A 15532-nucleotide genomic window follows, 5' to 3' on the forward strand; every position below is an offset into this window, starting at 1 on the left:
CGCACAAAAGCCGACCATCGGGGAGCATCTATCGGCATGGCGTTGCCGTACCCGTTCGAGGACCCGCACCGCGACGACCGCGCCGGCTCCCCGCCGCCGCCCCAGGAGCCCCGCGAGCCGGCCGATTTCCGGCCAATGACATACGGCGACAACGACTCTGGCGACGAGAAGTCACACGTCATTCGCCTGAAGGTGGCGCCTTGGGACCTGGTCGCCACGGTCACGCTGGTGACCCTGCTCGTCGTGCTGGCCACGGCGACGACCTGGCCGACGCGGCTCTACGGCTTCCTCGGCGAGGTGTGCTCGGACGAGACGTGCGGACTGGTCCCCTTCCAGGTCGACATGTACATCTACCCGGTGGTGTGGGGCGGGATCGGGGCGGCGATCGCCGCGGCAGGCATCGGCCCGTTCGTTTCGCTCTTGAAGGGCTGGTACATGTCCTTCTGGCCGGTGCTGTCGCTCGCGATCATCATGGTGAGCTCCGTGGTCGGCGATTCGCTGACCGTCTTCAGCACGCGCTATTGGCACTGATTCTCGACTCCGCCGCCCACTGCGCGAAATATTGCGGCCGCGCAGCGGTGTGAGACCGAAATCACAACTGCCGATAAAGATTTGGGCTCGGCAGTCACCGTCCGGTCACGGTCCTACACCAAATCCTTCGTGGGCCTCACCAGCTATTTTCCGGGTGCAATTTCTGATGTAGAAGTTTCTGTAGTGACTGATGTGACTCAACGGGCCAACCGACTGATTCACGTCCCCGCAAGGAGGCGGCGTTCGACCCCGAACTCGAGGGTCGTCGCGAGTCATCGAACAGCGGCCGAGGCGCCCACCGCGCCGAGGCCCTAACCCGACAGAGTTCAGGAAGGTTGGAACTCCAATGAAGCGCATCTATTCGTTTGCTATCGGTCTCGCCATCTTGGCGGCCCCGATGGCCGCCGCCCCGGAGATCGCCGCCGCCGACCCCGGCGTCCGAGCGACCGACTACCAGCAGGCCACCGACGTGGTGATCGCCCGCGGTCTGTCGCAGCGCGGTGTGCCGTTCTCGTGGGCCGGCGGCGGCATCACCGGCCCCACGCGCGGCACCGGCACCGGCATCAACACCATCGGCTACGACGCCTCGGGCCTGATGCAGTACGCCTACGCCGGCGCCGGGATCAAGCTGCCGCGTTCGTCCGGTGCGATCTACCGGGTTGGCCAGAAGATCCTGCCGCAGCAGGCCCAGAAGGGCGACATGCTCTTCTACGGTCCCGAAGGCACCCAGAGCGTCGCGATGTACCTCGGCAACAACCAGATGCTCGAGGTCGGCGACGTCGTGCAGGTCTCGCCGGTGCGCACCAACGGCATGACGCCGTACCTGGTCCGGGTGATCGGCGCCCAGGCGCCGCTGCAGCAGGCTCCGCTGCAGCAGGTCCCGCAGCAAGCCCCCCTGCAGCAGGTCCCGGGGCAGCAGGCACCACTGCAGCAGCCGCCGACCCAGCAAGCGCCGCTGCAGCAGGTGCCCACGCAGCAAGCCCCGCTGCAGCAGGCTCCGTTGCAGCAGCTCCAGGGACAGGCACCGCTGCAGCAGGCACCGTTACAGCAGGTCCCGGCGCAGCAGGCACCCCTGCAGCAGGCACCACTGCAGCAACCGGCACCGGCGCAACCGGCCCTGCCGCAGCTGCCGAATCTCCAGACGCTGTTGCAGCCGGCTCAGCCGGGCGCCACGCGGTAGGTTTCGCGCGCGTTACAAAACGCCACTTGCTCCACTGAGCAGCATCGCCGGGCGGCGAGCGCTCAAGAGCAGGTGGCGTTTTTGGGTAAATTAACGTGACCATGCAGATCACGTCAGCGCCCCCGCCACCGGCCGCCACGGCGAATCCGGCTGGGTCAGGGGCGCGCGCGAACGGGTCTGCCGGGTTCTATCGCTACGATCTCGACGGCTTGCGCGGCATCGCGATCGCGCTGGTCGCGGTGTTCCACATCTGGTTTGGCCGCGTCTCCGGCGGTGTCGACGTGTTCCTGGCGCTGTCCGGGTTCTTCTTCGGCAGCAAGATCCTGCGCACCGCGCTCGACCCGGCCGTCACGCTGTCGCCCGTCGCGGAAGTGATCCGGCTGATCCGCCGTCTGGTGCCCGCTCTGGTCGTGGTGCTGGCCGCGAGTGCAGTGCTCACAATCCTGGTGCAGCCGCAGACTCGCTGGGAGACCTTCGCAGACCAGAGCCTGGCCAGCCTCGGCTACTACCAGAACTGGGAGCTGGCCAACAGCGCGTCGGACTACCTGCGGGCGGGCGAGGCCGTCAGCCCGTTGCAGCACATCTGGTCGATGTCGGTGCAGGGGCAGTTCTACGTCGCCTTCCTGCTGCTGGTCGCCGGCTGTGCCGTCCTGTTCCGGCGCGCGCTCAAGGCCCATCTGCGCACGATGTTCGTGGTGCTGCTCAGCGTCCTGACGGTCGCCTCGTTCGTCTACGCGGTCTTCGCTCACTCCGGCGACCAGTCGATCGCCTACTACGACAGCTTCGCGCGCGGGTGGGAGTTGCTGCTGGGCGCGCTGGTCGGTGCGGTGGTGGCCAACATCCGGTGGCCGATGTGGCTGCGCACCGCCGTCGCCTCCGTCGCACTGGCGGCGGTGGTGTCGTGCGGGGCCCTGATCGACGGCGTCGACGAGTTTCCGGGCCCGTGGGCCCTGGTACCCGTCGGGGCCACGATGCTGATGATCCTCGCCGGGGCCAACCTGCAGGGCTATCCCGGCGCCGACAGCCGGATGCCGCTGCCGAATCGGCTGCTGGCCACCCGGCCCCTGGTGGAGCTGGGCGCGATCGCGTACTCGCTGTACCTGTGGCACTGGCCGCTGCTCATCTTCTGGCTGTCCTACTCCGGCCACAAGCACGCCAACTTTTTCGAGGGCGCGGCGGTGCTGCTGATCTCGGGAGTGCTCGCGTACCTCACCACCCAGCTCGTCGAGGACCCGCTGCGCTACCGGGCGCCGCAGGGATCCGCCGCGGCCCCGGCGCTGCCGTGGTTGTCGCGGTTGCGCAGGCCGACGATGGCGCTGGGTGCGGTGGTCGTGTTGCTGGGCGTCACGCTGACGGCGACCTCGTTCACCTGGCGTCAGCATGTGACGGTGCTGCGCGCCGCGGGCAAGGAACTCAGCGTGCTCAACCCGCAGGACTATCCCGGCGCCCGCGCCCTGACCGAGCACGTGCGGGTGCCGACGCTGCCGATGCGGCCCAGCGTCCTGGAGGTCAAGAACGATCTGCCGGCGTCGACGGCAGACGGTTGCATCAGTGACTTCGTCAACCCGGCGGTGGTCAACTGCGTCTACGGCGACCTCGAAGCGACCCGGACCATCGCACTGGCCGGCGGGTCGCACGCCGAGCACTGGCTGCCGGCACTGGATGTCCTCGGACACGCCCATCACTTCAAAGTTGTGACATATCTCAAAATGGGCTGCCCGTTGTCCACCGAGCAGGTCCCGCTGATCATGGGTAACAACGCCCCGTATCCACAGTGCCGCGAGTGGGTGCAACGGACGACGGACAAGCTGGTCTCCGACCACCCCGACTACGTGTTCACCACCACGACCCGGCCCTGGAACATCAAGAGTGGTGACGTGATGCCCGCGACCTACATCGGGATCTGGCAGACGTTGTCCGACAACAACATTCCGATCCTGGGCATGCGTGACACCCCGTGGCTGGTCAAGAACGGCCAGCCGTTCGACCCCGCGGATTGCCTGGCCAAGAAGGGCGGCAACGCGACGTCGTGCGCGATCAAACGCTCCGACGTGCTGTCCGACCGCAACCAAACCCTGGATTTCGTTGAGCAATTCCCGCTGCTCAAGGTGCTTGATATGTCAGATGCCATCTGCCGCACCGATGTTTGTCGTCCCGTCGAAGGAAACGTGCTGATCTACCACGGTGCGCATCACCTGACCCCGACCTACATGCGGACCATGGCCCACGAGCTCGGCGTCCAGATCGCGGCTGCCACCGGCTGGTGGTAGCCCGGACAGGACCGTGCGCCGCGGATAAGGTCAACTGGTGCCGTCAACCAACCCGGCTTCCGGACCGGCCGCAGCATCGGGTGCTGTGAAACCGGACGAGGCCACGCCTACGCTGCCCACCGTTTGGCCAGGGGGCGCCTATCCCCTCGGGGCCACCTATGACGGGGCGGGCACTAACTTTTCGCTGTTCTCCGAGATCGCTGAACAGGTCGACTTGTGCCTGATCGACGAGCGCGGCAACGAATCGCGGATCCCGCTCGACGAGGTCGACGGCTATGTGTGGCACGCCTATCTGCCGAACATCACTCCTGGTCAGCGCTACGGATTCCGGGTGCACGGGCCGTTCGATCCGGCGGCCGGCCACCGGTGCGACCCGAGCAAGCTGCTGCTCGACCCGTACGGGAAGTCGTTCGACGGCGACTTCACCTGGGGTCAGGCGTTGTTCTCCTATGACCTGAAGGCCATCGACCCGAACGGCGACACCGCGATCACCGGCACTCCCCCGATGGTCGATTCCCTCGGCCACACGATGACCAGCGTGGTGATCAACCCGTTCTTCGACTGGGCTTTCGATCGCGCGCCGCTGACCCCATACCACGAGACGGTGATCTACGAAGGCCACGTCAAGGGCCTGACCAAAACCCATCCCGGCATCCCCGAGGGTCAGCGCGGCACCTACGCCGCGCTGGCCCATCCGGTGATCATCGATCACCTCAAGTCGCTCAACGTCACCGCGCTGGAACTCATGCCGGTACACCAGTTCATGCATGACGAACGGCTGATCGACCTCGGGTTGCGAAACTACTGGGGCTACAACACATTCGGGTTCTTCGCCCCGCACTACCAGTACGCATCCAACCGGCAGGCGGGCGGCGCGGTCGCCGAATTCAAGATGATGGTACGCAGCCTGCACGAAGCGGGCATCGAGGTCATTCTCGACGTCGTCTACAACCACACCGCCGAAGGCAACCACCTGGGGCCGACGATCAACTTCCGCGGCATCGACAACAGTGCCTACTACCGGCTGCTCGACACCGACCTACGGCTGTACAAGGACTACACCGGCACCGGTAACAGCCTCAACCCGCGCCACCCGCACGTCCTGCAGCTGATCATGGACTCGCTGCGCTATTGGGTGACCGAGATGCACGTCGACGGATTCCGCTTCGACCTGGCCGCCACCCTGGCCCGCGAGCTGCACGACGTGGACCGCCTGAGCGCGTTCTTCGATCTGGTGCAACAGGATCCGATCGTCAGCCAGGTCAAATTGATCGCCGAGCCGTGGGATGTCGGCGAGGGCGGTTATCAAGTCGGCAACTTCCCGGGTTTGTGGACCGAGTGGAACGGGAAGTATCGCGATACTGTGCGTGATTACTGGCGGGGCGAGCCCGCGACCCTAGGCGAGTTCGCTTCCCGGCTGACCGGGTCGTCGGACCTGTATGAGGCGAGCAGCCGGCGCCCAAGCGCCAGCATCAACTTCGTCACCGCGCACGACGGGTTCACCCTCAACGACCTGGTCTCCTACAACGAAAAGCACAACGAGGCCAACGGCGAGGACAACCGCGACGGGGAAAGCCACAACCGGTCCTGGAACTGCGGAGTCGAAGGGCCCACCGACGACCCGGAGATCGTCGAGCTGCGTTACCGGCAGATGCGAAACTTCTGGGCCACCCTGATGGTCAGCCAGGGCACGCCGATGATCGCGCACGGCGACGAGCTGGGGCGCACCCAGCAGGGCAACAACAACGCCTACTGCCAGGATTCCGAATTGGCTTGGATCGACTGGTCTTTGGTGGACAAGAATGCCGATCTGCTGGCGTTCGCTCGCAAGGTGACCAAACTGCGCAAGAAGCATCCGGTGTTTCGCCGGCGCCGGTTCTTCGACGGCGAGCCGATCCGCAGCGGGAACGAAGTCCGCGACATCGCCTGGCTGACGGCGACCGGCCGCGAGATGACGCATGACGATTGGAACCAGGGCTTGGACAAGTGCGTCGCGGTGTTCCTCAACGGCGAGGCCATCACCGCGCCCAACGCCCGTGGCGAACGCGTCGTCGACGATTCATTTCTGTTGTGCTTCAACGCGCACAAGCGTGAGGTGGAGTTCGTCACACCGCACGACGACTATGCCCGGGAATGGACCGTGGTGATCGATACCAACCATCCCGCCGGCAAGGGGGACCTCGTGGTGGCCGCCGAAGAAAAGGTTGCGATACCGGGCTGCTCGGTCCTGATCATGCGAAAGACCACCTGACATATGGGTTTTCCGGTGCACTCCACCTACCGGTTACAGTTGCGCGGACCCGCCAGCGGCAGCGCCTTCACCTTCGCCGACGCCGAGAATCTGGTGGACTACCTCGACGGGCTCGGGGTGTCGCATCTGTACCTGTCCCCGATCCTGACCGCGGTCAAAGGGTCGAGTCACGGATACGACGTCACCGATCCGACGACGGTGTCGCCGGAGCTCGGCGGTGCCGAGGGTTTGGCGCGATTGTCCGCGACGGCCAAGGCACGCGGCATGGGGCTGATCGTCGACATCGTGCCCAACCATGTCGGGGTAGATGCGCCCCAGCAGAACCCGTGGTGGTGGGATGTGTTGCGGCACGGCCGAACATCGGACTACGCAACGTTTTTCGACATCGACTGGGATCTCGACAAACAGGGCCGCATCGTGCTGCCGGTGCTGGGCTCCGACGACGACGCCGCCGATCTGACCGTCGACGGCGACCTGCTACGGCTCGGCGACCTGGCGCTGCCGATCGCCCCGGGCACCGGCGATGGCACCGGGCCGCAGGTGCACGAACGCCAGCACTACCGGCTGGTGGGCTGGCGCAGCGGCATCGTCGGCTATCGGCGATTCTTCTCGATCACCTCGCTGGCCGGGCTGCGTCAGGAGGATCGCGCGGTGTTCGACGCCAACCACGCGGAGATCGCGCGCTGGTTCCGCGACGGACTTGTCGACGGAGTACGCATCGACCATCCCGACGGATTGACCGACCCCAGTGGGTATTTGGCGTGGCTGCGCGAATTGCTCGGGCCCACGGCGTGGATCGTGATCGAGAAGATCCTGGCCGTCGACGAGGCACTGGAACCGACGTTGCCGATCGGGGGCACCACCGGCTACGAAGTATTGCGGGAACTGGGTGGCGTTTTCGTCGACCCCACCGGGGCGCCCGCGCTGACCGAGCTCGTCGAGTCCGCGGGTGTGGACTATCAAGGCATCCCGCAGGTGCTGGCCAACCTCAAGGTTGCGGTGGCCACCGAGGCCCTCGCCAGCGAGCTGGCCAGGCTGCGGCGGGCCATCGTGGCGGCCGCCGGTACCGATCACCCGCTGCTGCCCGAGGCGGTGGCCGCACTGCTCAGCCACATCGACGTCTACCGCAGCGACTACCTCGGGCTGGCCGCCATCCTGCCCAGCGCCCTCGCCGAAACCCAAGCCGCACAACCGGAACTGGGCCCGGCGCTGCAGGTGCTCACCGCGGCGCTGGCGCACGGTGGCGAACCCGCTGCGCGCCTGCAACAACTGTGCGGCGCGGTGACCGCCAAGGCCGTGGAGGACTGCTTGTTCTACCGCGACGCCCGGCTGATCTCGCTCAACGAGGTCGGCGGCGAACCGCACCGGTTCGGCGTCGGCGCCGCCGAGTTTCACCACAGCGCCGCCACCCGCGCCCGGCTGTGGCCGCACGCGATGACCACGTTGTCCACCCACGACACCAAGCGCGGCGAGGACGTGCGCGCTCGCATCGGGGTGCTGTCCCAGGTGCCCTCGCTCTGGACGGAGTTCGTCGCCCGCTGGGAAGCCGCGACGCCCTCCCCCGATGCCGCGACCGGACAGTTCCTGTGGCAGAACATCTTCGGGGTGTGGCCGCTGAATGGCGAGGTCACCGACGAGTTGCGGGCGCGGCTGCACGGATACGCCGAGAAGGCCATCCGGGAAGCCGCGCTGCACACCTCATGGAACGACCCGGACGCCGCGTTCGAGGACGCGATCCATCGCTGGCTGGACGCCGTGCTGGACGGGCCGGTGGCCGGCCAGCTGACCGAGCTTGTCGCCCAACTCAACCCGCACGCCGCCAGCGATGCGCTCGGCCAGAAGCTACTCGCGCTGACCGTGCCCGGCATTCCCGACGTCTACCAGGGCACCGAGCTCTGGGACGACAGCCTGGTCGATCCGGACAACCGGCGGGCGATAGACTATGCCGCGCGCAGAACCGCTCTCGCAGAACTACAACACCCGAAGCTGCGCGTCGTCACCACGGCACTGCGGCTGCGGCAATCGCGGCCGGACAGCTTCCGCAACGGCGGTTATGTGCCGGTGCTGGCCAGCGGCGAGGCCGGCGATCATGTCGTGGCTTTCCGGCGCGGCGACGACGTACTGGTCGCGGTCAGCCGGTGGACGGTACGACTGGCCGAAACGGGTTGGGGCAATACCGTATTGCCGTTACCCGAGGGCTCCTGGACCGATACGCTCACCGGCGCGATGGCGAGCGGACCGACGTCGACCGCCGAATTGTTCGCCAACCTCCCCGTCGTGCTATTGGAGCGAAACAATGGCTGAATTCCGGGTCTGGGCTCCCAAACCCGCTCTGGTCCGCCTCGACGTCGACGGCGCGGTGCATACGATGACGCGCGCGCAAGACGGCTGGTGGCACACAGAAGTCGATGCGCCGACAACTGCCCGCTACGGGTACCTGCTCGACGACGATCCGAAGGTGCTGCCCGACCCGCGATCGTCGCGCCAACCCGACGGGGTGCACGCCCGCTCGCAACTGTGGGACCCCAGCGACACCTGGACGGACGGTGACTGGGTCGGCCGATCGGTCGAAGGCGCGGTGATCTACGAACTGCACATCGGCACCTTCACCGCCGCGGGCACCTTCGACGCCGCCATCGAAAAGCTGGACTACCTGGCCGATCTCGGGATCGACTTTGTCGAGCTGATGCCGGTCAACTCCTTCGCCGGAACACACGGCTGGGGATACGACGGCGTGCTGTGGTACAGCGTGCACGAACCCTACGGCGGCCCGGACGGCTTGGTCCGGTTCGTCGATGCCTGCCACGCACGGGGTTTGGGCGTGCTGATCGACGCGGTGTTCAACCACTTCGGCCCATCGGGAAATTACCTGCCGCGGTTCGGCCCCTACTTGTCGTCGGGGAGCAACCCGTGGGGGGAAGGCGTCAACATCGCCGACGCCGACTCCGACGAGGTGCGCCGCTACATCATCGGCTGCGCGCTGCGCTGGATGCGCGACTTTCACGCCGACGGGCTGCGGCTGGACGCGGTGCATGCGCTGGTAGACACCACGGCCGTGCACATTCTCGAAGAGATGGCCACCGAAACCGATTGGCTGTCACAACAAGTGGGCCGGTCGCTATCGCTGGTCGCCGAGAGTGACCTCAACGACCCACGGCTGATCACCCCGCGCGATCACTACGGCTACGGGATCACCGCGCAGTGGGACGACGACATCCACCACGCCATCCACACCGCGGTGTCCGGTGAGCGCCAGGGCTACTACGCGGACTTCGGATCGCTGGCCACGCTGGCGGACACCCTGCGCCGCGGCTTCTTTCACGCCGGCACCTATTCGTCGTTCCGGCGGCGCCGACACGGCCGACCACTGGACACCAAAGCCATCCCGGCCGGCCGACTCGTTGCCTATACCTGCACGCACGACCAGGTCGGCAACCGCGCGCTCGGCGACCGGCCGTCTCAGTACCTGACCGGTGGCCAACTGGCCATCAAGGCCGCGCTGGCTCTCGGGTCGCCTTACACCGCAATGCTTTTCATGGGTGAGGAGTGGGGGGCGTCGACACCGTTCCAGTTCTTCAGTTCGCACCCCGAACCCGAGCTGGCCCGGGCCACCGCCGAGGGGCGCAAAGCCGAGTTCGCCGAACACGGCTGGGACGCCGACGACATCCCCGACCCGCAGGATCCCCAGACATTCGCGCGCTCGAAGCTGAACTGGGACGAGGTCGACGAAGGGGAGCATGCGCGGCTACTCGGTTTCTATCGGGACCTGATCGCCTTGCGGCACAGCGACCCCGACCTGGCCGACCCATGGCTCGAACACCTTGCCGTCGACTACGACGAGGAACAGCGCTGGATCACCCTGTCGCGCGGACAGTTACGCATTGCGTGCAACCTCGGCAGCGATCCGGTTACGGTACCGGTCGCGGGCGAGGTCGTCCTCGCGTGGGGCGAGCCGACCGCCAGCGGTGACGACACTGAGTTGGAAGGACATTCGGTCGCGATCCTGCGCCACGGATAGGCTCGGCGGATGGCCGAGCAACCCGCCAAGGACTTCGTGCCGGCGGCTCCGCAGTTGTGGACCTACGACGCACTGAGCTTTCTGCTGACGAGTACTCGGTGCTGGCGCCCGGCACTGCTCGCCCAACTGTCCCCGGCGCCCCGCGACGTGATCGCGGACGTCGGCTGCGGAACCGGAACCCAGCTGCGCCTGATCGCCCGCGCCTGCCCCGCGGCGACGCTGATCGGGATCGACCCGGATGCCGCGATTCGCGAGCGGGCCCGCGCCAAGCTTGCCGGGCTGCCGGTTGAGTTGCTGGCCGGATATGCGCGCGACGCCGCGCGGCTGTCGGCCGGACGCGGTGTCACAAAGGTGTTGTCGTCACTGGTGTTTCATCAAGTGCCGCTCGAGGAGAAGCGCGCCGGCCTCGCCGCGATCCGCGAGGCGCTGCCACCCGGCGGCAGCCTGCATGTCGCCGACTACGGTCTGCAGCGCACCGCGAAGATGCGCAGGCGATTTCGGCTCGTGCAGAAGGGGGACGGGTTCGAGAACACCGAACCCAACGCCCAGGGCGTACTGCCGGAGCTGATGACCGAAGTCGGTTTCGACCATGTCGAGGAAACACACGTATTCGAGACGATCAGCGGATCGATGTCGATCTACCGCGCCCTGCTCGACTAGCGCTACCATCACCGCACCGACGACTGCAACGGAGCAGAGATGGCGCAAAAGGTGCAGATTCCACCCGATCTGATCGGCGGCGACGTCGACGAGGGCTACGGCAAGGTCGCCGATGCGTTCCGTCGCAACCTGAACAGCGGCCAGGAGGTTGGCGCCGCAATCGCCGTTTATCGGGACGGCCGTAAGGTCGTCGACCTGTGGGGTGGCTATCGCAACGGGATCACCCGGGCGCCGTGGGAACAGGACACCCTGGTTAACGTCTTCTCCACCACCAAAGGCATTGCGTCGGTTGCCGTTGCGGTGGCCGTGTCCCGAGGCTATCTCTGCTATGACGCCAAGGTCACCGACTACTGGCCCGAATTCGCACAATCCGGCAAGGAAGCGGTGACGGTGCGGCAGCTGCTCGCGCATCAGGCCGGATTGCCCGTCGTCAAACCGCCGTTGACGTTGCAGGAACTGGCCGACCCACCGAGCATGGCGGCCAAGCTCGCGGCGCAGGCACCGGCGTGGACGCCCGGGACGCGACACGGCTACCACGGCATCACTCTTGGCTGGTACGAGGGAGAACTGATCCGCCGAACCGATCCCGCGGGGCGGACACTGGGCCGGTTCTTCGCCGAGGAGATCGCCGGCCCGTTGGAGCTGGACCTCTACATCGGGCTGCCCAACTCGGTGGACCGCGATCGCGTCGCGTACTTGGACGCCTGGTCCTTGCCGCAGCTGCTCTTTCATCTGAACACGATGCCGCGCCGCCTGGCCCTGGCGTTGTTCAACCCATTCGACCTCGCGGCGCCCTCACTCACGGTCGCCAAAGGCATCAACGACCTGGGCGACTTCAACCGCGACGAGCTGCGGATGGTCGAGATGCCCGCGGTCAATGGCACCGGCTCCGCACGCTCGATCGCCAAGCTGTACGGCAGCGCCGCCACCGGCAGCCCCGAGCTCGGGCTGGGCACCAGCACCCTCGATGCCCTGAAAAGCCCTGCCCAACCACCGACAAAGGGGTTGCGCGACAAGGTGCTACACGTCGATACCAATTTCACCCTGGGCTTCAACAAGCCCAGTCCGCTGTCCATCTTCGGTTCGTCAGCGCATGCCTTCGGAACGCCGGGAGCGGGCGGTTCGTTCGGATTCGCCGATCCCGACACCGGCATCGGCTACGGCTACGTGATGAACAAGCTGGGTTTCTACCTGGTGAGTGACCCCCGCGAACTGACCCTGCGCAGCGCGCTATTCCACGAAACCCTGGGCACCAGGCCACAGACCTGAGCTAGACGCTGGAGCGGCCGGCGGTGCGCATCGCCTCAGCGATGGAATCGGCGAGCGAATCGATCTCGGCGTCGGCCAAATCGGCGATGGTGACCCGGATTCCGGCCGGGCTGCCGATCCGGAACCGTGAGCCGGGCGCTGCGGCCCAACCCGAGTTGATCAGTCGGGTGATCGCGACCGTCTCGTCGGGCACCGGGATCCACACGTTGAGCCCGGAGCGGGCGTGCGCGGCGATCCCGCGGTCGGCCAATGCGGCGCACAGCCGCGTGCGGTTGTCGGTGTAGCGCTGCTCGGCTTGGTGGATGAGACGCGACGCCGCCTCGTCGGACCACAAACGCACCGCGAGGTCTTGCAGCAGATGGCTCACCCACCCGGGTCCCAGGCGCAGTCGTCCGTGGACGCGCTCGACGGTGCGCTGATCGCCGGCGAGCACGGCCACCCGCAGGTCGGGACCGTAGGCCTTCGACGCCGACCGGACGAATGCCCAGTGGTTGCTCGATCCGGCCAACGAGTGCAACGGCACACCGGCGATGCCGGCGCAGTGGTCATCCTCGACGACGAGAACGTCACGGCCGGTCAATAACGCGCTCAGTTCGCCGGCGCGTTGCGCGGACAGCGCCGCACCGGTCGGGTTCTGCGCGCGAGTGGTGATGACCAGCGCGCGCACCCCGCGATCCAGCGCCCGCGCGACGTCGGCGACCAGCGGGCCGTCGTCGTCCACCCGCACCGGCTCGACCGAAAGGCCCAGCGCGGCAAGCAGATCCAGCATGTTGGCCCAGCCCGGATCCTCGACGGCCACCCGGTCGCCGGGGCGCAGGTGCGCGGTGAGCGCCCGTTCGATGCCGTCGAGCGCTCCGCTGGTCACCGCGAGGTGGTCGGACGGGACACCGTCGGCGTTCAGCGCCGCACCGGCGCGGTCGACCAGTTCCGGCGACATGGCCGGCTCCCCATAGAGCACCGGGCGTCGCGGCGCATACGAATCATGTTGCGGTACAACAGCAATGGGCAGCAGCGTGGGGTTTGGATTTCCGGTGGACAGATCGCGCACGCCCGCGGGGATGTCCAGGCCGAGCAATGAGCGCGGCGTGGTCGCGGGGCGCCGGCGCACCCGGGTGCCGCGCCGGCCCGAGGTTTCGACGGCCCCGCGATCGCGCAGCAGGCGGTAGGCCGCGGCGGCCGTGTTGGCGTTCACGCCCAATTGCGCTGCCAGTTCCCGCACCGGGGGCAGCGCGTCACCGGGCGCCAGGGTGCCGGTGGAAATTCCTTCTTCGATGTTGGCGGCTATGGACTCCGCGCCCGTCCCGGCTATGCTGTGTTGCACTGGCACATTACACATTATGTACTATTACAATAGCGAAGGCAATCCGATGGACACCGCGTACCACCCCACGTCTCGCACGACGCCCACCCGCTACCGGGAACGCGCTCGCTACGACCGCGACACCGTCCATCGCATCCTGGACGAGGCCCTGATCTGCCACCTGGGCTACCTCAATGCCGGTCGGCCGGTGGTGCTGCCGACGACGCACGCCCGTCTCGGCGAGACCCTCTACCTGCACGGTTCCACCGGGAGCGGTCCTATGCTCGCCGCCAAGCTCTCCGACCTGCCCGTCTGCGTCACCACCACCCTGGTCGACGGGCTGGTGCTGGCCCGATCGGCGATGCATCATTCGCTGAACTACCGCTCGGTCGTCGTGATGGGTACCGCGCGCCTCGTCGACGACCCGGACGAAAAGCAGCGGGCATTTGGCGCGCTGCTCGACCATGTCCGGCCGGGGCGCGCCGCCGACTGCCGGCCCCCGAACACCCGTGAACTCGCCGCCACGGCGGTGCTCGCCCTCGACCTCGTCGAAGTCTCTGCCAAGGTTCGCGACGGCGGTGTGGCTGACGATCCCGAGGACACCGCACTGCCCTACTGGGCGGGGGTGGTGCCGCTGCGCCTGGCAGCCGAAACGCCGGTGCCGGCGCCCGATCTCGACCCCGCTACCCCGCTGCCGTCCTACCTGACCTGACTACAGCAGCAGATAGCGGTAGGCCGGCGAGCCCGGTTGCAGCGTCTCGAAGTGAATCTCGGTCTCGCGCATCCGGTCCAGCAGGTTGTCCAGGTCGGCCGACGAACCCAGTTGAATGCCGACCAGCGCCTCACCGGTCTCCCGGTTGTTGCGCTTGACGTATTCGAACAGGGTGATGTCGTCGTTGGGGCCCAGCACGTCGTCGAGGAACCGGCGCAACGCACCGGGCTCCTGCGGAAAGTCGACCAGGAAATAGTGCTTGAGGCCGAGGTGGACCAGTGAGCGCTCGAGCACTTCGCCGTAGCGCGATACGTCGTTGTTGCCGCCCGAGATCAGGCAGACGACCGTGCACCCGGGCTCGACGCCGGCTTCCAGCAGGCCGGCGACGGACAGCGCGCCCGCGGGCTCGGCGATGATGCCCTCGTTCTGATAAAGGTCCAGCATCGCGGTGCACACGGCGCCCTCATCGACGGCCGTGATCGACACCATGTCACCGGCGGCGGCCAGCGCGGCATGCGTCAGCGTTCCCGCCCGCTTCACCGCGGCGCCGTCGACGAACTGGTCGACGTGGTCCAGCGTTACCGGCTCTCCGGCGGCCAGCGCGGCCATCATCGCCGCGGCCCCGGCCGGTTCGACACCCAGCACCGACGTGTTCGTCGTCCGCTCGGACAGATAAGTCGTGATGCCCGCGATGCAGCCACCGCCGCCCACCGGAACCACCACCAGGTCGGGCTCCCCCAGACCGAGTTTGTCGAGCTGCTGCAGAATTTCCACGGCGATGGTGCCCTGGCCGGCCATGGTGCGCGGGTCGTCGTACGGTGGCACCAGCGTCGCGCCGGTGCGCTTCACGTCGTCGAGCGCCGCCTCGGCGGCGAGGTCATACGTCGACCCGCCCACGATCAGCTCGATGAAGCTGCCCCCGTGGTAGCGGATCCGGTCGCGCTTCTGTTTGGGCGTCTTGGCCGGCACGTAAACGCGGCCATGCACACCGAGGGTCCGGCAGGCGTAGGCGAACCCCTGCGCGTGATTGCCGGCCGAGGAGCACACCACGCCGGCACCGATTTCCGCGTCGGACAGTTGCACCAGCAGGTTGTAGGCGCCGCGCAGCTTGTAGGAACGCACGATCTGCAGGTCCTCGCGTTTGAGGTAAACCTGCGCACCCGTGATCGCCGAGAGTCGATCGCTGTATTGCAGCGGCGTGGGCGTGACTACCGCGGCAATCCGCTGCGCAGCGCTGTCAATGTCGGCCCCGGAAAGGAGAGGCAGCGGCGGTGACATGCTCGGGCTCTGGCTCGGTTCGGCGGACACCGATTAATGGTGCCACGCACCCCCCGTCACCTG

General features: G+C 67.1%; 10 protein-coding genes and 1 pseudogene. 9 read left to right on the top strand and 2 right to left on the bottom strand.

Annotated features, from left to right (window positions below; all coding sequences use genetic code 11):
• The first annotated feature begins 36 nt into the window (after nt 1-36).
• The 8 genes and pseudogenes from LMQ14_RS15635 to LMQ14_RS15670 all read left to right on the top strand — a co-directional run bounded on the left by LMQ14_RS15635 (nt 37) and on the right by LMQ14_RS15670 (nt 12179).
• Nucleotides 37-531, top strand: coding sequence for a hypothetical protein (locus LMQ14_RS15635; RefSeq protein ID WP_420714519.1), 495 nt, complete (start codon nt 37-39; stop codon nt 529-531).
• A 346-nt stretch (nt 532-877) separates the two neighbouring features.
• Nucleotides 878-1531 (top strand): annotated as a pseudogene (gene ripD, locus LMQ14_RS15640) (NlpC/P60 family peptidoglycan-binding protein RipD); the annotation flags it as partial.
• A 281-nt stretch (nt 1532-1812) separates the two neighbouring features.
• Nucleotides 1813-3981: an acyltransferase family protein gene (locus LMQ14_RS15645; protein WP_267735537.1), complete on the top strand. Its 2169-nt coding sequence runs from the start codon at nt 1813-1815 to the stop codon at nt 3979-3981.
• Between the two features lie 85 nt (nt 3982-4066).
• The gene (glgX, locus tag LMQ14_RS15650) at nt 4067-6232 is read left to right on the top strand and encodes a glycogen debranching protein GlgX (RefSeq protein ID WP_267730484.1); all 2166 of its coding nucleotides are present in this window, start codon (nt 4067-4069) and stop codon (nt 6230-6232) included.
• A 3-nt stretch (nt 6233-6235) separates the two neighbouring features.
• Complete coding sequence (gene treY / locus LMQ14_RS15655) at nt 6236-8536, top strand: malto-oligosyltrehalose synthase (protein WP_267730485.1); 2301 nt, start codon at nt 6236-6238, stop codon at nt 8534-8536.
• Nucleotides 8529-10250, top strand: coding sequence for a malto-oligosyltrehalose trehalohydrolase (treZ, locus tag LMQ14_RS15660; protein WP_267730486.1), 1722 nt, complete (start codon nt 8529-8531; stop codon nt 10248-10250). Before treY ends, treZ begins: the two co-directional genes overlap by 8 nt.
• A 9-nt stretch (nt 10251-10259) precedes the next feature.
• Nucleotides 10260-10910, top strand: coding sequence for a class I SAM-dependent methyltransferase (locus tag LMQ14_RS15665; protein WP_267730487.1), 651 nt, complete (start codon nt 10260-10262; stop codon nt 10908-10910).
• 39 nt (nt 10911-10949) lie between these two features.
• Nucleotides 10950-12179, top strand: a complete 1230-nt coding sequence (locus LMQ14_RS15670; RefSeq protein ID WP_267730488.1) for a serine hydrolase domain-containing protein — start codon at nt 10950-10952, stop codon at nt 12177-12179.
• A 1-nt stretch (nt 12180) separates the two neighbouring features.
• On the opposite strand, the gene LMQ14_RS15675 is transcribed toward LMQ14_RS15670, so the two are convergent.
• The gene (locus LMQ14_RS15675) at nt 12181-13506 is read right to left on the bottom strand and encodes an aminotransferase class I/II-fold pyridoxal phosphate-dependent enzyme (RefSeq protein WP_267730489.1); all 1326 of its coding nucleotides are present in this window, start codon (nt 13504-13506) and stop codon (nt 12181-12183) included.
• 40 nt (nt 13507-13546) lie between these two features.
• Between LMQ14_RS15675 and LMQ14_RS15680 the strand changes: the two genes are divergently transcribed.
• On the top strand, nt 13547-14191 hold the full coding sequence (locus LMQ14_RS15680; RefSeq protein WP_267735538.1) for a pyridoxamine 5'-phosphate oxidase family protein: 645 nt from the start codon (nt 13547-13549) through the stop codon (nt 14189-14191).
• On the opposite strand, the gene ilvA is transcribed toward LMQ14_RS15680, so the two are convergent.
• Complete coding sequence (gene ilvA, locus LMQ14_RS15685; RefSeq protein WP_267730490.1) at nt 14192-15499, bottom strand: threonine ammonia-lyase; 1308 nt, start codon at nt 15497-15499, stop codon at nt 14192-14194.
• Between the last annotated feature and the right edge of the window lie 33 nt (nt 15500-15532).

The sequence above is a fragment of the Mycobacterium sp. Aquia_213 genome, from assembly GCF_026625985.1.
Classification (GTDB): domain Bacteria; phylum Actinomycetota; class Actinomycetes; order Mycobacteriales; family Mycobacteriaceae; genus Mycobacterium.